17 protein-coding genes and 1 riboswitch are annotated in these 18,903 nt (G+C 69.5%); of the genes, 7 read left to right on the top strand and 10 right to left on the bottom strand.

The genetic code is table 11. The annotated features are described in order from the left end of the window. Positions 1–65 precede the first annotated feature (65 nt). Positions 66–1,397: a DUF222 domain-containing protein gene (locus D6T64_RS17825; RefSeq protein ID WP_119976029.1), complete on the top strand. Its 1,332-nt coding sequence runs from the start codon at positions 66–68 to the stop codon at positions 1,395–1,397. Positions 1,398–1,532: 135 nt separating this feature from the next. Here D6T64_RS17825 and D6T64_RS17820 read toward each other — a convergent pair whose 3' ends face one another. After that, positions 1,533–2,417 (bottom strand): DeoR/GlpR family DNA-binding transcription regulator, encoded by an 885-nt coding sequence (locus D6T64_RS17820; RefSeq protein WP_119976136.1) that lies wholly within the window; start codon positions 2,415–2,417, stop codon positions 1,533–1,535. Between the two features lie 84 nt (positions 2,418–2,501). Here D6T64_RS17820 and galT point away from each other — a divergent pair, with 84 nt between their 5' ends. After that, complete coding sequence (gene galT / locus D6T64_RS17815; protein ID WP_119976028.1) at positions 2,502–3,743, top strand: galactose-1-phosphate uridylyltransferase; 1,242 nt, start codon at positions 2,502–2,504, stop codon at positions 3,741–3,743. Then, positions 3,740–4,912 carry a galactokinase gene (galK, locus tag D6T64_RS17810; protein WP_119976027.1) on the top strand — a complete coding sequence of 391 codons (1,173 nt, stop codon included), beginning with the start codon at positions 3,740–3,742 and terminating at the stop codon, positions 4,910–4,912. The genes galT and galK overlap by 4 nt, the downstream gene beginning before the upstream one ends. A 141-nt stretch (positions 4,913–5,053) precedes the next feature. On the opposite strand, the gene D6T64_RS17805 is transcribed toward galK, so the two are convergent. After that, entirely contained in the window at positions 5,054–5,983 is a 930-nt protein-coding gene (locus D6T64_RS17805) for a DMT family transporter (RefSeq protein ID WP_119976026.1), read from the bottom strand. A 72-nt stretch (positions 5,984–6,055) separates the two neighbouring features. Here D6T64_RS17805 and D6T64_RS17800 point away from each other — a divergent pair, with 72 nt between their 5' ends. Both D6T64_RS17800 and D6T64_RS17795 read left to right on the top strand, forming a co-directional pair. Next, a complete protein-coding gene (locus D6T64_RS17800) occupies positions 6,056–6,985 on the top strand; it encodes a LysR family transcriptional regulator (RefSeq protein ID WP_119976025.1) in 930 nt (309 codons plus the stop codon). Positions 6,986–6,994: 9 nt separating this feature from the next. Next, on the top strand, positions 6,995–7,531 hold the full coding sequence (locus tag D6T64_RS17795) for a gamma carbonic anhydrase family protein (RefSeq protein WP_119976024.1): 537 nt from the start codon (positions 6,995–6,997) through the stop codon (positions 7,529–7,531). A 43-nt stretch (positions 7,532–7,574) separates the two neighbouring features. On the opposite strand, the gene D6T64_RS17790 is transcribed toward D6T64_RS17795, so the two are convergent. Beyond that, positions 7,575–8,459, bottom strand: coding sequence for a bifunctional methylenetetrahydrofolate dehydrogenase/methenyltetrahydrofolate cyclohydrolase (locus tag D6T64_RS17790; protein ID WP_119976023.1), 885 nt, complete (start codon positions 8,457–8,459; stop codon positions 7,575–7,577). A gap of 200 nt (positions 8,460–8,659) precedes the next feature. Continuing rightward, positions 8,660–9,952, bottom strand: coding sequence for a serine hydroxymethyltransferase (glyA, locus tag D6T64_RS17785; RefSeq protein WP_377010088.1), 1,293 nt, complete (start codon positions 9,950–9,952; stop codon positions 8,660–8,662). A gap of 23 nt (positions 9,953–9,975) precedes the next feature. After that, a riboswitch (ZMP/ZTP riboswitch) is annotated at positions 9,976–10,064 on the bottom strand. Positions 10,065–10,152: 88 nt separating this feature from the next. On the opposite strand from glyA, the gene D6T64_RS17780 reads away from it, so the two are divergent. Then, on the top strand, positions 10,153–11,355 hold the full coding sequence (locus D6T64_RS17780; RefSeq protein ID WP_119976022.1) for an LLM class flavin-dependent oxidoreductase: 1,203 nt from the start codon (positions 10,153–10,155) through the stop codon (positions 11,353–11,355). Position 11,356: 1 nt separating this feature from the next. Continuing rightward, a complete protein-coding gene (locus D6T64_RS17775) occupies positions 11,357–11,998 on the top strand; it encodes an FMN reductase (RefSeq protein WP_119976021.1) in 642 nt (213 codons plus the stop codon). 119 nt (positions 11,999–12,117) lie between these two features. Here the strand turns inward: D6T64_RS17775 and mnhG are convergent, their stop codons facing one another. From mnhG to D6T64_RS17745, 6 genes are read right to left on the bottom strand one after another with little or no spacing between them, the layout of a single operon-like run. Continuing rightward, a complete protein-coding gene (gene mnhG, locus D6T64_RS17770; RefSeq protein ID WP_119976020.1) occupies positions 12,118–12,459 on the bottom strand; it encodes a monovalent cation/H(+) antiporter subunit G in 342 nt (113 codons plus the stop codon). Then, positions 12,456–12,725 carry a monovalent cation/H+ antiporter complex subunit F gene (locus tag D6T64_RS17765; protein WP_325049811.1) on the bottom strand — a complete coding sequence of 90 codons (270 nt, stop codon included), beginning with the start codon at positions 12,723–12,725 and terminating at the stop codon, positions 12,456–12,458. Before D6T64_RS17765 ends, mnhG begins: the two co-directional genes overlap by 4 nt. After that, the gene (locus tag D6T64_RS17760; protein ID WP_119976019.1) at positions 12,722–13,336 is read right to left on the bottom strand and encodes a Na+/H+ antiporter subunit E; all 615 of its coding nucleotides are present in this window, start codon (positions 13,334–13,336) and stop codon (positions 12,722–12,724) included. Before D6T64_RS17760 ends, D6T64_RS17765 begins: the two co-directional genes overlap by 4 nt. Continuing rightward, positions 13,333–14,940, bottom strand: a complete 1,608-nt coding sequence (locus D6T64_RS17755; protein ID WP_119976018.1) for a Na+/H+ antiporter subunit D — start codon at positions 14,938–14,940, stop codon at positions 13,333–13,335. Before D6T64_RS17755 ends, D6T64_RS17760 begins: the two co-directional genes overlap by 4 nt. Continuing rightward, a complete protein-coding gene (locus D6T64_RS17750; RefSeq protein WP_119976017.1) occupies positions 14,937–15,542 on the bottom strand; it encodes a sodium:proton antiporter in 606 nt (201 codons plus the stop codon). Before D6T64_RS17750 ends, D6T64_RS17755 begins: the two co-directional genes overlap by 4 nt. Next, entirely contained in the window at positions 15,539–18,595 is a 3,057-nt protein-coding gene (locus D6T64_RS17745) for a Na+/H+ antiporter subunit A (RefSeq protein ID WP_119976016.1), read from the bottom strand. The genes D6T64_RS17750 and D6T64_RS17745 overlap by 4 nt, the downstream gene beginning before the upstream one ends. Positions 18,596–18,903: the final 308 nt, after the last annotated feature.

Raw genomic sequence — 18,903 nt, 5'->3', positions numbered from 1 at the left:
ATCATGGGGCTTTTGTCGGAGACGCTGTCGGAGGGATTGTCGGTGGTGGGTGAGAAAATTTCACTATGACAACCTCCACTGACGCCCTGCAGAACAGCACCGCGCTCGTCGCCGCTGCTGTCGCCGCGGCGGTCGGCGGGCGGTTCAGTTGCGACGAGGAGGGCCCGAGCGCTGCCCGCGATCTGCAGGCCATGAGCGATGCCGAGCTGCTCACAGTGACGGACGCGATCTTCGCCGCGAAGCGGCAGGTGGAGGCCCTCGCGGCCCGGGCGGCCGGTGAGCTGGCCGACCGCTTCACACGCGACTCGGGCGCGCACGGTATCGCGGCGAAAACCGGGTGCCGTAACGCGCGTGTGTTGCTGACCGACGTCGGACAGATCTCGATGGGCGAAGCCAGCCGCCTCTGCAGGGTCGGGTCGGCGACGCGGCCGCGGGTGAGCCTGCTCGGGGAGCGGATGCCGCCCGAATATCCACAGGTCGCCGCGGCCCTCGATGCCGGAGCGGTGACCGTGGATTCGGCCGGTTGCATCACCCAGAACCTGGCCCAGGCCGCTCCGCGGGCCACCGGTGACGACCTGGCTATGGCCGAGCAGGCCCTGGTCGACTTCGCGACGGATAATCCGGTGGATTCGGTGCGCAAGTTGAGCATCCGCTACCGCGATGCTCTCGACGTGGACGGGATCGAGCCCCGCGAAGAAGTGCTCGTCGGCCGCCGTTCATTGGTGCGCACGGTGCTGCCCAACGGCATGAAACGGTACGTGCTCGAGGCCGACCCGGTCTCGGCGGCGTTCTTCGACACCGCGATCGATGCCCTCGTCGGCGCCGAACTGCGAAAGCCCCGGTTCGAACCGACCGAGACCGCACCGTCCGCCGATGAGGATGAATGCGGCGAACCACATCTGCAGCTGGCCGAGACGCGCACGATCCAGCAGATGTGCTTCGACGCGTTCGTCGAGATCGTGCGGCACGGCCTCAGCTGCACCCAAGGCCCCGGGCCGTTGAACCACACCACCGTCATCGTGCGGATGACCCTCCACTCCCTGCTCGACGGCCTGGGGGAGGCCCAACTCGACGGCATCGAACAGCCCATCAGCGCCGGAACCGCCCGCCGCATGGCCGCCGACGCCCACATCATCCCGATGGTCCTCGGCGGCGACAGCGAAGTGCTCGACTTCGGCGTCGGCCGACGGCTGTTCAGCCGCGCGCAGAAACTCGCCCGGGCCGAACGCGACGGCGGCTGCGCCACCCCCGGCTGCAACCGACCACCCAGCGACACCCAGGCCCACCATATTTTGTGGTGGAAGCCCACGGCGGACCCACCGACCTCACAAACGGGGTCCTGCAGTGCGGACCCTGCCACCACCGCATTCACGAGGAGGGCTGGGACGTCGTGGTGAAGAAGAACGTCGTCTACTTCATCCCACCGGCCAGCATCGACCCCACCCGCAGGCCACGCCGCGGCGGCCGCCCACCCCTCCCCCAGCCGAAAGGACACTAGTGACCGGGCGTCCGGCCGAACCTGTCAGCGGAAGTCATCCCGGCATCTCGGCGCTGCCGAGCGGTGCCGGCGAAGTGGGCTGCAACACGGTCAGGCCGGCGTCACGCAGGGCGAGCAGGGCGTCGGGGTCGGCGGCGGCATCCGTGATGAGGGTGTCGAAGGCAGTGAGCAAGCCGACCCGGCCGAGGTGCACCCGCCCGAGTTTGGAGCCTTCGGCGACCACGACGACCCGTTCGGCAGCTCCCAGCATGAGGGTTTTCACCCCGGCTTCGGGCAGGTTGATGTTGGTCACGCCGCGCTCGACGTCGACGCCGTTGCAGCCGATGAAGGCGAGGTCGGCGTGCACCTGGGCGAAGAACGCGCTCGCGAGGGGCTCCACGAGCGAGTGCTGCAGCGGGCGCAGGGAGCCTCCGGTGACGATGACCGTGAACCTGGGGATGGCCGATTCCAGTTCGAGGGCGATACTGAGGCCGTTGGTGATGATGATGACGCCGTGCAGCTCGGCGCGCGCGACAAGCGCCCGGGCAATAGCCAGCGTGGTGGTTCCGACATCGAGGATCACACTCTGGCCGCTCTCGACCAGGCCCGCGGCGAGGGCGCCGATCTGCTGCTTCGGCACGACGGATGCCGCGAGCGATTCCTCGAACGAGAACTCGCGTTCCCGCGCGGTCGCCCCGCCGCCTCGTGGTGCGGGGTCGGTGTCCCGGGCCGGAACCGCTCCCCCGTGCACCCGGCGCAAGGCACCGGCGGCGACGAGGGCGTCGAAGTCGGCCCGAACGGTGACACTCGAGATCGTGAAGGCGTCGCGCACCTCGGCGACCCGCACAAAACCACGCTCAATCACCAACTGTTGGATCTGCTCGCGCCGTACGGTGGCAGGCAGGCCGTTGGTGTGGTGCGATACGGGTGAAGAAGGCATGACCACAGCTTCGCCTAGTTTCTTTTACTTTTCAAGACGAAGCCACTGGTTTCGAGAACGCAAGTCGGCTACTCTGGGAGCGCCATGACCGACACTGCTGCCGCCCCCGCCACCTTTCTCACCGATGCCACCATCGCGCGCCAGGCCCACACCCTCGCCGACGGCCGGGACCTCTTCTACTTCGACGACCCGGGCACGAGCCTCAGCCTCGACCGGGCGCCCGACCAGCGCGACCTGGGGCCCCGCCCCGCAACAGCGCGCATGCGCCAGGACGTGCTGACCGGCGACTGGGTGTCGATCGCCGAGGCCCGGCAGAACCGGGTGTTCCTGCCACCGGCCTCCCAGGATCCGCTCGCGCCGTCGACCCCCGGCAATCCCTCCGAAGTGCCGAGCAACTATGACGTCGCCGTGTTCGAGAACAAGACGCCGTCGTTCGGGCCGCTGCTGACCGACGAGAACGCTCCGGCGAACCTCGCCGAGCTCGACAAGATCGGCCTGGAACGCACCCGCACGAGTGTCGGCCGCTGCGAGGTCGTCTGCTTCAGCCCCGACAATGAGGGCTCCTTCGCCACGCAGACCGTGGTGCGCGCCCGCACGGTGATCGAAGCGTGGGCCGAGCGCACACATGCACTCGCCGGCATGCCCGGCATCGAGCAGGTATTCCCCTTTGAGAATAAAGGCGAGGCGATCGGCGTCACCCTGCGGCATCCACACGGCCAGATCTACGCCTATCCCTACGTGACGCCGCGCACCCAGCGGGTGCTGGCCTCCGTCGCCGCCTACGGCCCCACCCTCTTCGCCGACATTCTCGCCAGCGAACTCGCCGGGCCTCGGGTCGTGCTGCGCGGCGAGCACTGGACCGCCTTCGTGCCGTTCGCGGCACGCTGGCCCGTGGAGGTGCACATGCTGCCGAATCGTCAGCTGCCCGACCTGGCCGCCACGACGCTCGCCGAACGCGACGAGCTCGCCGTGCTCTACCGCCGACTGCTGCGCGGCATCGATGCGCTCTACCCCGAACCCACGCCCTACATCGCCGCCTGGCACCAGGCGCCGGTACGGGTGGGGCGCGCGGACATCCGTCTGATGCTGCAGGTGACGAGCCCGCAGCGCTCGGCCGACAAGCTGAAGTTTCTCGCCGGGTCGGAGGCCGCGATGGGCGCCTGGATCGGCGATGTCGCGCCCGAGCAGGCGGCAGACGCGATTCGGGCTGCCATCGCCCGTGCCCAGGAAGCGGATGCCGCGTCACCCGCCGCACGCACGTCTGACGCCGCCGAGGCCACGGATGACAGCGCGAGCGACGAGCTCGACGCCGAGACCCGCCGATGAGCCCGCTACACCAGGCCGCGCTCAGCGCCGTGCAGGCCGGCTTCGAGAGCCGCTTCAACCATGCCCCGGCCGGCATCTGGTCGGCGCCCGGGCGGGTCAACCTGATCGGCGAGCACACCGACTACAACAACGGCTTCGTGCTGCCGTTCGCGATCGACCGCCGCACGGTCGTGGCCCTGTCGCCGCGCACCGACCGCACGGTGCGCGTGGCCAGTTCCTTCGGCGGTGAGGCCGTCGAACTCTCGCTCGACCAGCTGTTTCCCGAGAATTTCACGGGCTGGTCGGCGTATCCGCTCGGCGTCGCGTGGGCGCTGGGCCAGTTCGGCGCCGACCTTGACGCGGTCAGCGGCTTCGAGGCGTACATCGATTCCGACGTGCCGATCGGGGCCGGCCTGTCGTCGTCGGCGGCGATCGAGAGCGCGGTGGCGATGGCGCTGAATGATGTGTGGGCGCTCGGCCTCGACCGGGCCACCCTGGCCAAGGTCGGCCAGCTCGCCGAGAACCGAGCGGTCGGCGCACCGACGGGCATCATGGACCAGTCGGCGAGCCTGCTCGGCCAGGCCGACTCCGCCGTGTTCCTCGACTGCCGCAGCCTCGAAGCCGACGTCGTTCCGCTCGGCTTCGACCCGGCCGGCCTCGAGCTGCTGATCATCGACACCAAGGTCAGCCATGCCCACGCGACCGGTGGGTATGCGGCGCGGCGCACCTCGTGCGAGACCGGCGCCCGGCTGATGGGGGTGCCGAGCCTGCGCGAGCTGAGCGTCGACGACCTGCCGCGCGCCGCCGAAACCCTCGACGACGAGACGTTCCGCCGGGTGCGCCACATCGTCACCGAAAACCAGCGGGTGCTCGACACCGTGAAGGCCCTGCGCCTGTTCGGCCCGAGTTCGATCGGCGCGCTGCTCGACGCCTCCCACGTCTCGATGCGCGACGACTTCGAGATCTCGGTGCCGCAGCTCGACCTCGCGGTGCGCGCCGCCCGCGGCGCCGGTGCGATCGGAGCGCGGATGACCGGGGGCGGCTTCGGCGGGTCGGCCATCGCCCTCGTGCCGCGCGACCTGGTGCCCGCGGTGCAGGTCGCCGTGCAGGCCGCGTTCGCGCTCGACGGCTACGCCACGCCCGACACCTTCGTGGTGCACGCCGCGGACGGCGCCGCCCGAGAACGGTAACCGGGTCGCAAGGCACACGCGGCGACGGATGCCGCGGGGCGGCCACCCGCGGCTCAGGTTAGATGCGCGGGCGCAGTTTCGATACGAAGCCCGCGAATCCAACCTGAGCCGGGGCATCCGTCGCCGCACCGGGCAGCCGGCCTAACGCGACCGGAGCCGGTGGCCGGCCTCAATGCGCTGGCCCCAGAACGTCCCCGCGATGATCAGGGCCGCGCCGACCGCGCCGACGAGGCCGAGGGTCTCGCTGCCGAGCGACACCCCCACCAGCACCGCCCAGATCGGCTCGGTGCCCATTAGCAGGCTCGCCCGGGCCGCGGAGGTGCGCCGGATCGCCCACAGCTGCGCGAGGAACGCGAAGACGCTGCAGGCCAGGCCGAGGTAGAGCACGCCGATCCACGCTGCGAGATCGAAGGTTGTGACGGCAGCAACGAGCCCCGGCACGTCCAAGGCCGTGAAGACGACGGCGCCGACGAGGGCCTGCAACAGGGTGAGGGTGATCGTGCTGTCGCTGCGCGCGCGGGTGAGGTGGCCGAGCATGGTGACGTGCAGCGCGCGCACGAGCGCGGCGGCGAGGATGAGCAGGTCACCGACGTTCGGCTGGGCGAAACCGTTGCCCGACACGAGTAGCGCCACCCCCACCACCGCGAGCACCGCGGCGACGAAGAACGGCCGCGGCAGCCAGCGCCGGCCGGCGACCGACTCGAGCACCGGCGTGAGGATGATCGTGAGGCTGATGATGAGGCCGGCGTTCGTGGCCGAGGTGAAGGCCACACCCTGCGTTTCCAGCCAGAGGATGCTCGCCTGCGTCGCGCCGAGCAGCAGGCCGACCCCGACGGCGCGGCGGGACGGCATCCGTTCGCGGCGCACCAGCCAGACGATCACGAGCAGGGCGGCGGCGACCAGAAACCGCAGCGCGAGCACGGCCGTGACGCTCGCCTGCTCGGTGAGCACCTTCGCGCTGAGGTAGCTTCCGCCCCAGACCACGGCGACGAGCAGCAGCACGAGGTCGACCCGGTAGCGCCGCAGCAGCGGGGGCAGCGGTGACAGGGGCGGGCGCGTGGTGGTGGTCATGGGGCAAGCGTGACCGTCGGCATCCGTTAAGTCTAGATACCACTTTGTGAACGGATGCTTTAGCTTTACCTTATGGAACTTCGTCACCTGGCCGTGCTGCGCGAACTCGGCGAACGGGGAAGCGTGGCCGCCGTGGCCCGGGCGCTGCACGTATCGTCGTCGGCGGTGTCGCAGCAGCTCAGCGCGCTCGAGCGTCGGGCGGGCGCAGCACTGACCGAGAAGCGCGGTCGCCGCCTCGCGCTGACGCCCGCCGGGGTGGCCCTGGCGGCGGCCGCCGCCGAGGTATCGACCGCGATGGCCCGGGCCGACGAGGCCGTGGCACGGTTCCAGGCCGATCCCGCCCTGCCGGTGTCGCTGAGCGCCTTCCACAGCGCCGGACTCGCCTGGTTCGGACCACTGATCGCGCGGCTGGGCGAGCTCGACGGGCCGAGCGTGGAATGCGGCGACGAAGATGTCGCACGGGAACGCTTTCCGGCGCTCGTTGCCGACTTCGACCTGGTGATCGCACACCGGGTGCCGCACGAGCAGTCCTGGCCGGCCGGCGTGAGCGTCACTCCCCTGTTGCGCGAGCCGCTGGATGTCGCGGTTCCGGCCGGGCACCGCCTCGCCGGGCAGGCCAGCGTCTCGATCGACGATGTGCGGGGCGAATCCTGGATCACCGGGCATCCCGGGTATCCGCTCGCGGAGGCGGTGAACGTGGTCGCGGTGGCCGCCGGCCAGCCGTTGCGGGTCGCGCACCGCATCAATGAGTTCTTTGTGGCGGCATCCGTCGTGGCGACCGGGGCGGCGATCGCCCTGCTGCCGCGGTACACGATGGCGCCGCGGCCGGGATCGGGCGTGGTGCTGGTGCCGTTTCGCGACGTGCCGGTGGCCCGGCAGATCGACGTGCTCAGCCGCCCGGAGGCCCTCGCTCGAGCCTCGGTGCGGCGGGTGCTCGCCGAGCTGGTCGCGGTCGCCGAGGCGAGCGCCTCCCCGCAGAGCACCCCGCAGCCTGCCCAGTAGGCTGGCGCCATGACCGTAGACGCCGCAGCCCGCATTCTGACCCTCCCCGACCTGCCCGCCCCGAGCATCGCTGCAACCGCGTTCGTGGCGCCCGGCGCCGTGCTCGTCGGCAACGTGACCCTGCACGACCAGGCCAGCGTCTGGTACAACACCGTGCTGCGCTCCGAAAACGAGCCGATTACGATCGGCGCGCGCTCAAACCTGCAGGACAACGTGAGCTGCCACGTCGACCACGGCTACCCGCTGACCCTCGGCGAGGGCGTCTCGGTCGGCCACGGCGCGGTGCTGCACGGCTGCACGATCGAGGACAACGTGCTCGTCGGCATGGCCTCGACCATCATGAACGGCGCCGTCATCGGCACCGGATCCCTCGTCGCGGCCGGAGCCGTGGTGCTCGAGGGCACGATCGTGCCGCCCGGGTCACTGGTCGCCGGGGTGCCGGCCAAGGTGCGCCGCGAGCTCAGCGACGACGAGATCGCCGGCATCCGTCACAACGCCGAGAATTACCTCGGGCACACGGCCGCCCACGAGGCCGCCCAGGCCTGAGCCGCGCCGCCGACGGATGCTCCGTCGCGGCCCCGCAGGGCGGCTACGCGGTCAGGGACTGCTCGGCGGCCTTGACCACGTTGCTGACGAGCATCGCACGGGTCATCGGACCCACGCCGCGCGGGTTCGGCGACAGGTAGCCGGCGACCGAGGCGACATCGGGGTGCACATCGCCGAGCAGCCGGCTCTTGCCGCCGTCAACACCGGCGACGCGGGTGATGCCCACGTCGAGCACGGCCGCGCCGGGCTTGACCCAGTCGGCTTCGATGAGGTGCGGCACGCCGACGGCGGCCACGACAATATCGGCGCGGCGCACCTCGCCTGCGAGGTCCACGGTGCGGGAGTGCGTCAGCGTGACGGTCGCGTCGAGGCCCTTGCGGGTGAAGAGCAGGCCGAGCGGGCGCCCGACCGTGAGGCCACGGCCGACGACGACGACCTTCTGGCCGACGATCGGCACGTCGTAGCGACGCAGCAGCTCGACGATTCCGGCCGGCGTGCAGGGCAGCGGCGACCGCAGGTTGCCCTCGATGCCGAGCACCAGGCGACCGAGGTTGGTCGGGTGCAGGCCGTCGGCGTCTTTCGCCGGATCGATGAGCTCGAGCATCGCGTTCTCGTTGTGGCCCACCGGCAGCGGCAGCTGGATGATGTAGCCGGTGACCTCGCGGCTCGAGTTGAGGTCCTTGATCGCGGCGCGCACGTCGGCGCTCGTCGCCGATCCGGGCAGGTCGATGCGCAGGCTCTCGATGCCGACCTCGGCGCAGTCCTTGTGCTTGCCGGCGACATAGAGGCGCGATCCCGGGTCGTCACCGACGAGCAGGGTGGCGAGCCCGGGCACGACGCCCTGGGCCCGCAGCGCGACGACGCGGTCGCGCAGTTCTTGCTTGAGGGCGGTCGCGGTGGCGACGCCGTCGAGGGTGATGGCCGTCATGGGTGGTTCCTATCTGCGTGGATCAAAAGCTGAAGTTCGGGCGCGACTGTCAGGTGCGCGCGTACCATTCGACGGAGATTGACCGGTAAAGCAAGCGGAAACATCCGCTAGACCGGTGTTTGCACGGCAATCTCCGTCGAACGGTACGGGGCCGAGGCGGATGCGCGGGCCGAGTCGACCCGGCGGCCCCGGCCGTCGGGCTACTGCTGCAGGCCGCTGTAGAGCGGGAAGGCCTGGGTGAGCACGCCGACGCGGGCGCGCAGGGCGGCGACGTCGGCGCCGGGCTTGAGGGCCTCGGCGATGACGTCGGAGACCTCGGTGAACTCGGCGTCGCCGAAGCCGCGGGTGGCCAGGGCGGGCGTTCCGATGCGGAGGCCGGAGGTGACCATCGGCGGGCGCGGGTCGAACGGAACCGAGTTGCGGTTCACGGTGATGCCGACCTCGTGGAGGGCATCTTCGGCCTGCTGGCCGTTGATCTCGGAGTGGCGCAGGTCGGCGAGCACGAGGTGCACGTCGGTGCCGCCGGTGAGCACGTCGATACCGTGCGCCTTCGAGTCGTCGGCCGTGAGGCGGTCGGCGAGGATGCTGGCACCGCGCAGGGTGCGCTCCTGGCGTTCCTTGAACTCGGGCTCGGCGGCGAGCTTGAACGCCGTGGCCTTGGCGGCGATCACGTGCATGAGCGGTCCGCCCTGCTGGCCGGGGAACACGTTCGAGTTGAGCTTCTTGGCCAGCGCCATGTCGCGCGAGAGGATGAAGCCCGAGCGCGGGCCGGCGAGGGTCTTGTGCACGGTGCTCGACACAACGTCGGCGTAGGGCACGGGCGAGGGGTGCAGGCCGGCGGCGACGAGTCCGGCGAAGTGGGCCATGTCTACCCAGAGCAGGGCGCCGACCTCATCGGCGATCGCCCGGAAGGCCTCGAAGTCGAGGTGACGCGGGTAGGCCGACCAGCCGGCGATGATCACCTTGGGCTTGTGGGCGATCGCGGCGTCGCGCACGGAGTCCATGTCGACGCGGAAGGTCTCCGGGTCAACGCCGTAGGCGACCGGGTTGTAGAGCTTGCCGGAGAAGTTGAGCTTCATGCCGTGGGTGAGGTGGCCGCCGTGGGCCAGCTCGAGGCCGAGAATGGTGTCGCCGGGGGTGGCGATGGCGGAGAGCACAGCGGCGTTCGCGGTGGCGCCGGAGTGCGGCTGTACGTTCGCGTACGCGGCACCGAAGAGGCTCTTGGCGCGGTCGATGGCGAGCTGCTCGGCCACGTCGACGTACTCGCAGCCGCCGTAGTAGCGGCGGCCCGGGTAACCCTCGGCGTACTTGTTGGTGAGCACGGAGCCCTGCGACTGCAGGATGGCGCGCGGAACGAAGTTCTCGCTGGCGATCATTTCGAGGTAATCGCGCTGGCGTCCGAGCTCCTGCTCGAGGACGGCGGCGATCTCCGGGTCGACGACCTCGAGGGGTTCGTTGAAGGTGGATTTGAGGGCGATGGCGGAATCAGGCACGGAGTTCTCCTTAAAAAGTGGATGTTTGCGGCCCAGGCGTGCGGCCACTAACCGTGTCAGTCGCTCCCCGATGGTGACCCATCTTCGTGCTACGCCAGTTGCGACGTGGCCAGCATACCAGCCGCCAACCGGGAATAGGCTCGGGCATAACTCCGTTACCCTCGATATACATGCACACGCATTGAAACTTGGAGGATGGCATGCAGTTCGGAATCTTTACGGTCGGAGACATCACCACCGATCCGACCACCGGCGACACCCCCACCGAAAACGCCCGCATCAAGGCCATGCTGACCATCGCGCAGAAGGTCGAAGAGGTGGGCCTCGACGTCTTCGCCACCGGCGAGCACCACAACCCGCCGTTCGTGCCGTCGTCGCCGACCACCCTGCTGGGCTACATCGCCGCGAAAACCGAGCGCATCATCCTCTCGACCGCCACGACCCTGATCACGACGAGCGACCCGGTCAAGATCGCCGAGGACTTCGCCACCCTGCAGCACGTGTCCGACGGCCGGGTCGACCTCACCCTCGGCCGCGGCAACACCGGCCCGGTCTACCCGTGGTTCGGCAAGGACATCCGCGAGGGCATCCCGCTCGCGCTGGAAAACTACGCCCTGCTGCGCCGGCTCTGGCGCGAAGACTACGTCGACTGGGAGGGCCAGTTCCGCACCCCGCTGCAGGGTTTCCAGTCCACCCCGCGGCCCCTCGACGGGGTGCCGCCGTTCGTGTGGCACGGCAGCATCCGCAGCCCGGAAATCGCCGAACAGGCCGCGTACTACGGCGACGGATTCTTCTCCAACCACATCTTCTGGCCCGCCTCGCACACCGCGAAGATGGTGGGGTATTACCGCCAGCGCTTCGAACACTACGGCCACGGCACCGCCGCGCAGGCCATCGTCGGGCTCGGCGGCCAGGTCTTCATGAGCAAGAACTCGCAGGACGCCAAGCGCGACTTTCGCCCCTACTTCGACAACGCCCCGGTCTACGGCAACGGCCCGAGCATGGAGGACTTCACCTCGCAGACCCCCCTTACCGTGGGCAGCCCGCAGGAGGTCATCGACCGCACCCTGGGGTTCAGGGACTACGTGGGTGACTACCAGCGCCAGCTCTGGCTGATGGACCACGCCGGCCTCCCGCTGAAGACCGTGCTCGAGCAACTCGACCTGCTCGGCGAAGAGGTCGTGCCGGTGCTGCGCCGCGAGTTCGCGAAGAACCGCCCGGCCACGGTACCGGATGCCCCCACTCACGAATCCCTGCGCCTCGCGCGGGTCGCGGCATCGGCCCCGGCCCCGGCGACCACTGGGGCCGAGGTGCACCACGACCTCGACACCGCCGCGGCGATCTCTCCACCCCGCGCCGGTTCGGCATTCGGACTGTCCCGCTCCGCGGGGAACGGTTCCTGAGATGACCGCACCGAAAGGGAAGCAGCGCACCCTCGCCGTCGTCTCGGCGGGCCTCAGCCAGCCGTCATCGACCCGACTGCTCGCCGACAAGCTCGCCGCCGCGACCGTGGCCCGGCTGGTCGACGAGAACATCGAGACCCGGGTGGTGACCTACGAACTGCGTGACTACGCGCAGGACGTGATGAACAACATGCTCACCGGATTCGCCAGCCCACGGCTTGAGACGATGATCGACGCCGTCACCGCGGCCGACGGCCTGATCGCGGTCACGCCGATCTTCACCACCAGCTATAGCGGCCTGTTCAAGTCGTTCTTCGATGTGATCGACAACCGCTCGCTAACCGACCAGCCGGTGCTGATCGGCGCGACGGCCGGAACGGCACGGCACTCGCTGGCCCTCGACTTCGCGCTGCGCCCGATGTTCACCTACCTGCACGCCGTGGTCGTGCCGACGTCGGTGTTCGCCGCGTCGGAGGACTGGGGCAGCGGCGACGCCCGTGTGGCCACGCTTCCCGCCCGCATCGAACGCGCGGCCGGCGAGCTCGCGGCGCTGGTCGCCCGGTCCGACCGGTCCGCCCGGGTGCTGGACCCGTTCGAACTGCCCGCGGGCTTCAACCCCGCCGGCCTAGGCCCCTCCCGGTAGGTTTCAGCGTCGCCCGAGAGCGGATGACGGTTCTCGCGGCACTCGTTAGGCAAGCGGGCACTTATTACAACGCGTGCCGCGTCGCACAACGAGTGCCGGGAGGCGCGGCGGGTCGCAGGTCAGGGCGCGCGGCGGTCGCGCAGCTCGTCGACGATCAGCAGCTCGGGGTGCAGGTGCTCGGTGTCGTACGCGGCGCGGCCCACGAGGTGCGCGGCCATCGGTGCGGTCAGCGCCTGGAACACCACGATCGCGACCACGAGGGTGACGGTACCGACCGTGAAGTTGTTGATGGCGACATCCGCCGTCACCGCCATCAGGCCGAAGATCTGCGGCTTCGTCGCGGCGTGCAGACGTGAGAGCACATCGGGAAAGCGGATGAGCCCGACCCCGGCCGCGAGGCACATTGCGGCCCCGGCGAGCACCAGGACCGCCGTGACGATGTCGTGCGTCAGCATGTTCATGCGCTGTCCCGGGACGGCAGGAACCGGGCCACGCTGAGCGATCCGAGCACCGCGAACAGGGCCAGCACGAGCAGCACCGGGAGGGTGTCGGTGTGCCGATTGAGGGCCATTTCGGCGCCGAGGGCGCAGATGATCGTCGCGACGAGCACGTCGGAGGCGATGACCCGATCGAGCACGCTCGGGCCGACCACGATGCGGTACACGGCGCAGAGCGCGCCGATCGCGAACATCACCGAGGCGATCACCGCCACAATCTGCAGCATCATGAGAGTCCCTTCTTCAGAGGCCTGTTTGCGCGGGCCGCGCGGCGGGTGGCGAGACGATCGGCGGGCAGCACCCCGCGCATCCGCTCGACATCTTCGTGGGATCCGAAGCCGCGCACGATGCGTCGTTCGGTGTCCAACACCTTCCGGCGGAAGCGTTCAATGTCGCGGGCGCTGTGCATGTTGAGCACGTGCAGGAACAGCGTCGACGACTCCCGGTCGACGTCGACGACGATGGAGCCAGGCACGATCGACGTCGCCACGGCCGTCCACGTGAGAATCAAGTCACTGCGGGTGCGCAGCTCGATCGCGAGGATCGCGTTGCTCGTAACCAGTCGCGGCTTGACCGCGAGCCACGCCACCTCGACCGAGGCGCGAACGATGTCCCCGACCAGCCGCAGCAGGAACACCAGCGTGTGCCACGGATGCAGCCGACCGCTCAGCTGCACCGGCACCAGGTAGAAGACGACGGTCACGATCAGGCCCACGCCGAGGCCGACCAGCAGATTCAGCCAGGAGAATTCGCCCCAGAGCAGCATCCAGAGCACGACCAGCGCGATCAGCGGCGGGAGCTGGTTGCCGACCGCGGCGAGGCGTTCGCGCGGGGTGGTCACTCGGTGCCCCCCTCGAAGCTCGTGCCCACGTTGGTCTCGGCGATAAAACCGGTGCCGTTTGGGAACACGGCGTCGATGTACGTCGAGGGCGAGCTGATGTTTGCGGCGGCTCGCGCCGTCAGCTCGAAGATTGGGCCGGCGAACACCGAGAGCCCCAGGGTCAGCACGAGCATCGACGTGGTCGCACCGATCATCAGCGGGGAGATCGTCTTTTTCAGCACGGTCCCCTCGTCTTGCGGGTCTTCGAGCAGGGACGCCGACATGGTCGAGGTGAAGTCGGCGACCTCCTTTTTCGGCCGCCAGAACGCCATGTTCCACGCCCGGGCCAGCGCATACAGGGTGAGCAGGGAGGTGAGCGCGCCCGCGGCCATCAGCACGTAGATGATCGGGTCGCCGAGGATGGTGCCGGCCTGGAAGAGCGCGATCTTGCCGAGGAAGCCGGAGAACGGCGGGATGCCGCCGAGGTTCAAGGCACCGAGGAAGAACAGAATCGCCACCAGCGGAGCCGATTTCAGCAGGCCCCCGAGCCGCGACAGCGAGGTCGTGCCGCCGACCCGGTCGATGAGCCCCGCCGCGAGGAACAGCGTGGTCTGCACGGTGATGTGGTGCACGACGTAGAAGATGGTCGCGGCGATTGCGAGCGGGGTGCCGATCGCAATCCCGAAGAGCATGTAGCCGATGTGGCTGACCAGGGTGAACGACAGCAGCCGTTTGATGTCGGCCTGGGCGAGCGCGCCGAGGATACCGACGATCATGGTCAGCGCCGCGACGACCATGAGCGGCATCGAGAACTGGTTGTCGGGAAAGAACAGCGTCTGCGTGCGCAGGATGGCGTAGACGCCGACCTTGGTCAGCAGCCCGGCGAACACGGCCGTGACCGGGGCGGGGGCGGTCGGGTAGGAGTCCGGCAGCCAGAACGACATCGGGAACACGGCGGCCTTCACCCCGAAAGCGATCAGCAGCAACAGGCCGAGGATCAACTGAATGTCGCCGGGGAGCTGCGGCATCCGCTCAGCGATCAGGGCGAGCGTCACCGTGCCGGTGGCGCCGTAGATCAGGGCGATCGCCACGAGGAACAGCAGCGACGACACCAGGCTCACCACGATGTAGGTGATGCCGACGCGGATGCGTGCTCCCGTGCCGCCGAGGGTCAGCAAGACGTAACTGGCGCTCAGCAGCATTTCGAAGCCGACGTACATCGTGAAGAGGTCCCCGGCGACGAAGGCGTTGAAGAGGCCCGCCGCCAGCACGAGGTAAGTCGGATGGAAGATCGAGACCGGGGTTTCGGTGTCGCCGTCGATGATGCCCTGGCCGACGGCGAAGATCAGCACCCCGAGCAGCATCAGGGCCGCGATCAGCAGCATGATCGCCGCGAGCCGGTCGACGACGAGCACGATGCCCCACGGCGCCTCCCAGCCGCCGACCTTCACCACCGCGGGGCCGTTTCGGTCGACCAGCACGAGGAGTACGGCGCTCATCACGGTTGCCGCGGTGAGGCTGACGACACTCACGATGACCTGCAGGCGGCGACGCTGGCCGAGCATCAGGGCGACGGCCGCGCCGAGCAGCGGCAGCGCGACGATCAGGGGAACGAGGGCGGTCATCGGGGGCCCTCCTCGTCGGGGCGGGCGGCGGGGCGGGTGTCGCGGTCGCCGGCCGCGGGCTTCGGGGCGGCGACGACTGGAGGCGCGTGCCGGGGTGCATCCGCCGCGTGTGCCGCCGCGCCCGCCTTGCCGCCGGCGGTTTCCTCGTCGCTGTGGGCGCCGTCGCCTCGCTCGAACTCGTCGATGGATTCGGCGATGGCGTCGTCGTCGTCGGAGGACGAGCGGAAGGTCTCGTCGACCTCGTGGGTCGTCTCGGCGGCGTGCTCGTCGGTGAGGGTGTCGCCCTCGTCGCCGAGCTGCGCGAGCCACCACGAGCGGTAGATGAGGGCGAGCAGCAGCGCGGTGATCCCGAAGTTGATCACGATCGCCGTGAGCATGAGCACCTGCGGAATCGGATCGACCATGGTGTCGTCGAGGCTGGTGCCGGTCACGATCGGCGAGCTGCCGGGGCGGCCGCTCATGATGAAGATGAGCAGGTTGGTGGCGTTGCCGACCAGCAGGAAGCCGATCAGCACCCGGGTCAGGCTGCGTTCGAGCATCACGTAGACGCCGGCGGCGTACATGACGGCCATCACGATGACGAGGGTGAGGGAGGCGCTCATCGGGTGCCTCCGTTCCTGGTGCTGGGTGCCGTGTCGGCCGTGGTTTCGTGCAGGGGGCGGATGCTCAGGCCGGCCGCGGTGTCGGTGCCCGGCTCGGTGCCCGGCTCGCCCGCGGAGGCACTGGGAACGGACCCCGCGGCATCCGCTGCCGGAGCCGGCCGCGGGCCGATCTCGGCGGCCTCGCTCTGCCGGTCGATCTCGCTGCCGAGGCTGCGCAGGATGTCGTAGGTCAGGCCGATCACGACGAGGTAGACCCCGATGTCGAAGATGGTCGAGGTGCCGAAGGACAGGTCACCGAGCACCGGAACGCTGGCCGTGAAGTACGCCGATTCGAGCGGGATTCCGTCGAAGAACAGCGACACGACGCTCATGCCCACGGCGAGGATCACGCCGAGGCCGAGGATCTTGCCCGGGTCGATCGGTGCGGCCTCGCTGAGCTCGTAACGTCCGCCGGCGAGGTATCGGGCGACGAGGGCGAGGCCGGCGAGCAATCCGCCGGCGAATCCGCCGCCGGGCAGGTTGTGGCCGGCGAAGAGCAGGTAGATCGACACGATCATGGCGGGGTGGAACAGCAACCGCACGAGAACCTCGATCAGGATCGAGCGGCTGCGCGGCGCGTTCTTGCGTCCGGCCAGCAAGAACGCCTGGCGACTGACGGCGTGGCCCTCGCTCGAGAGTTCGGGGTCGGGCACCACGCGGCGGCGGTTGGCGACCGAGCGCAGGCTGCGGGACTCTTTCAGGCGCGGCACGATCGAGTTGCGCCCGGAGACGAAGAGCAGGCTCGCGACGCCGGTCGCGACGACGATCAGCACGGAGACCTCGCCCATGGTGTCCCAGGCGCGAATGTCGACGAGCATCACGTTGACGATGTTGTCGCCGTGGCCTTCCTCCACCGAGAGACGCGGCAGGGCGCCGGCGATGCTCTCGAACTGGCGGGCGCCGAGCGCGATCACGCCGATCGTGCCCATCACCAGGCCGACGAGCCCGCCGATCAGCAGGCGGCGCTTGCGGCGCACGGGCTTGTTGTGCTGGGCGATGTTGGCCGGCAGGCGGCGCAGCACGAGCACGAAGATCACCAGGGTGATCGACTCCACGAGCGCCTGGGTGAGGGCAAGGTCGGGCGCCCCGTGGAAAGCGAACAGGGCCACGAGGCCATAGCCGGTGACGCCCGCGAGAATGACCGCGGTCATCCGCTGCCCGACTCGTGCGGCCATCACCGCGCAGATGCCCATGATCAGGGCAATCACCACCTGGCCCGGGTAGTCGTAGAGCACGATTGCCTCGGGCCAGGTGCGGTTGACGAAGGCCGCGAAGCCCAGGGCGAGCACGAAGACGGTGAGGATCGTGCCGAGGTACTGCGGCAGGCCGCCGCGCTGGGCGAAGTGGGTGACCCGCGCGGCGATGCGGTCCACGCCGCGGATGGCCTTGCCGTAGCCTCGGCCGGCGTCGATCGTGTCGGGCACCGTGGCCTGGAACCTGCTGACGCGGCGGCGGCCGGCGAACATCAGCGCACCGAGCACGATGACGACCATGCTGAGGTACAGCGCGGGTTCGAAACCGTGCCAGAGGGCCAGGTGGTACGGCGGCTCGGTGAGTGTGCCCACGCCCGGAACAGTGTCGGCGTACGGGGCCAGCAGCGGGTCGAGCGCCGACGCGAAGAGGCCGAGCCCGACCGTCGCGACCGTGAGCACGGCCGGCGCGAGCAGGGTGTCCCAGGGGCTCGCGTGCAGCACGGTGTCGGGCTGTTCGCGGCGGGTGCCGAACGCTCCCCAGAAGAAGCGGATGCTGTACGCCACCGTCAACACGGAGCCCACGGCCGTTCCCGCGAGGGCGATATACCCCCATGGGGAGCCACTGAGCCCGGCGTCGAGCAGCGATGTGAAGACCGCTTCCTTGGCGACGAATCCGAACAGTGGCGGGAGGCCCGCCATTGACGCGACGGCGATCAGGGCGATGACCGCGAGGGCGGGGGTGGCGCGCCCGACCCCCGACAGTTTGCGCCAGTCGCGGGTGCCGGCCCGATGGTCGATGACCCCGACCACGAGAAACAGGGTCGCCTTGTAGAGGGCGTGGGCGAGCAGCAGGGCCGCGCCGGCCAGCGCCGTGTCACGGGTGTTGAAGCCGACCGCGATCATCAGGAAGCCGAGCTGACTGACCGTGCCGTAGGCCAGCAGCAGCTTGAGGTCGTACTGGCGCAGCGACCGCCAGGCACCCACGAGCATCGTCCAGGTTCCGAGGGTCACGAGCACGGGCAGCCAGCCCTCGCTGTCGGCGTAGCCGGGAGCGAGCCGGGCGACGATGTAGATGCCGGCTTTAACCATGGCGGCGGCGTGCAGGTAGGCGCTGACCGGGGTCGGCGCCGCCATCGCGGCGGGCAGCCAGAAGTGGAAGGGCACCAGGGCGCTCTTCGAGAGCGCACCGACCAGCACGAGCAGCACGCCCCAGGTGCCGATCGGGCCGGCGACCGGGTTGTCGACGATCGCGGCGAGGCTCGTCGTGCCCGCGCCCACGCTCAGCATGACGACGCCGACGAGCATCACGAGGCCGCCGAAGGTCGTCACGATGAGGGCCTGCAGCGCCGCGCCGCGGCTCTCCCGCTTGCTGGTGTAATGCCCGATCAGCAGGTAGGAGAGCACGCTCGTGATCTCCCAGAACATGAACATCACCACGATGTCATCGGCGGTGACGAGGCCGTACATGGTGCCGGCGAAGGCGAGCAGCACCGCGGCGAAGCGGCCGAGGCTGGGCTCATCGTCGGTGAAGTACCGCGCGCAATAGACCAGCACGAGGGCGCCGATGCCGGTCACGACAAGCGCGAGCAGCCAGGCGAGGGTGTCGACGCGGAACGAGAAGTTGATGCCGAGCTGCGGAATCCACGGTACGAACTGGGTGACCGCGCCGCCGGCGGTCACGGTCACGGTCTGCGTGAGCGTGTAGACGAAAGCGCCGGCCGGCAGCAGGGCGATGAGATAGAACACGCGGGTGCCGAGCAGCCGGGTGAGCCAGGGGGTCAGCACCGAGAGAACCAGGAAGGCCAGGAGGAATTGAGCCATGCGCGCCTCCAGGCTTGTCAGGTCGGGGTGTGAAGGGCTAGTCTACCCGACCACAGGGGGCGCCCAGCCGGAGACGCGTGGCGCGGCTGGTGCGCGGAGTAGGGTTGCGCTATCCCCCGGCCGACGCCACACGCCGCCAGAAGCGCGCGGGTGTGCAGTTTCCGGCCACTTCCCGTGCCATCCCACGCCCGTTCCTCAGCCTCGAGGGCCGTGCCGGATTGCGCGGCCAGCGAAAAAGAGCGCCAATTGAGCCCCACCCGCGACGTGCAGCCCGAGCCGCACGGTCACCACGACCACGCGAACCCGCC

Origin of the sequence: Cryobacterium melibiosiphilum (genome assembly GCF_003602235.1) — a bacterium.
Lineage (GTDB): Bacteria > Actinomycetota > Actinomycetes > Actinomycetales > Microbacteriaceae > Cryobacterium > Cryobacterium melibiosiphilum.
This window is presented reverse-complemented; position numbering and strand designations above follow the sequence as displayed.

What these genes read in the sequence shown, in the direction of transcription:
- D6T64_RS17825 (WP_119976029.1), top strand. Translation starts at nt 66, where the DNA reads ATGACAACCTCCACTGACGCCCTGCAGAACAGCACCGCGCTCGTCGCC.
- D6T64_RS17820 (WP_119976136.1), bottom strand. Translation starts at nt 2,417, where the DNA reads ATGCCTTCTTCACCCGTATCGCACCACACCAACGGCCTGCCTGCCACC.
- galT (WP_119976028.1), top strand. Translation starts at nt 2,502, where the DNA reads ATGACCGACACTGCTGCCGCCCCCGCCACCTTTCTCACCGATGCCACC.
- galK (WP_119976027.1), top strand. Translation starts at nt 3,740, where the DNA reads ATGAGCCCGCTACACCAGGCCGCGCTCAGCGCCGTGCAGGCCGGCTTC.
- D6T64_RS17805 (WP_119976026.1), bottom strand. Translation starts at nt 5,983, where the DNA reads ATGACCACCACCACGCGCCCGCCCCTGTCACCGCTGCCCCCGCTGCTG.
- D6T64_RS17800 (WP_119976025.1), top strand. Translation starts at nt 6,056, where the DNA reads ATGGAACTTCGTCACCTGGCCGTGCTGCGCGAACTCGGCGAACGGGGA.
- D6T64_RS17795 (WP_119976024.1), top strand. Translation starts at nt 6,995, where the DNA reads ATGACCGTAGACGCCGCAGCCCGCATTCTGACCCTCCCCGACCTGCCC.
- D6T64_RS17790 (WP_119976023.1), bottom strand. Translation starts at nt 8,459, where the DNA reads ATGACGGCCATCACCCTCGACGGCGTCGCCACCGCGACCGCCCTCAAG.
- D6T64_RS17780 (WP_119976022.1), top strand. Translation starts at nt 10,153, where the DNA reads ATGCAGTTCGGAATCTTTACGGTCGGAGACATCACCACCGATCCGACC.
- D6T64_RS17775 (WP_119976021.1), top strand. Translation starts at nt 11,357, where the DNA reads ATGACCGCACCGAAAGGGAAGCAGCGCACCCTCGCCGTCGTCTCGGCG.
- mnhG (WP_119976020.1), bottom strand. Translation starts at nt 12,459, where the DNA reads ATGAACATGCTGACGCACGACATCGTCACGGCGGTCCTGGTGCTCGCC.
- D6T64_RS17765 (WP_325049811.1), bottom strand. Translation starts at nt 12,725, where the DNA reads ATGATGCTGCAGATTGTGGCGGTGATCGCCTCGGTGATGTTCGCGATC.
- D6T64_RS17755 (WP_119976018.1), bottom strand. Translation starts at nt 14,940, where the DNA reads ATGACCGCCCTCGTTCCCCTGATCGTCGCGCTGCCGCTGCTCGGCGCG.
- D6T64_RS17750 (WP_119976017.1), bottom strand. Translation starts at nt 15,542, where the DNA reads ATGAGCGCCTCCCTCACCCTCGTCATCGTGATGGCCGTCATGTACGCC.
- D6T64_RS17745 (WP_119976016.1), bottom strand. Translation starts at nt 18,595, where the DNA reads ATGGCTCAATTCCTCCTGGCCTTCCTGGTTCTCTCGGTGCTGACCCCC.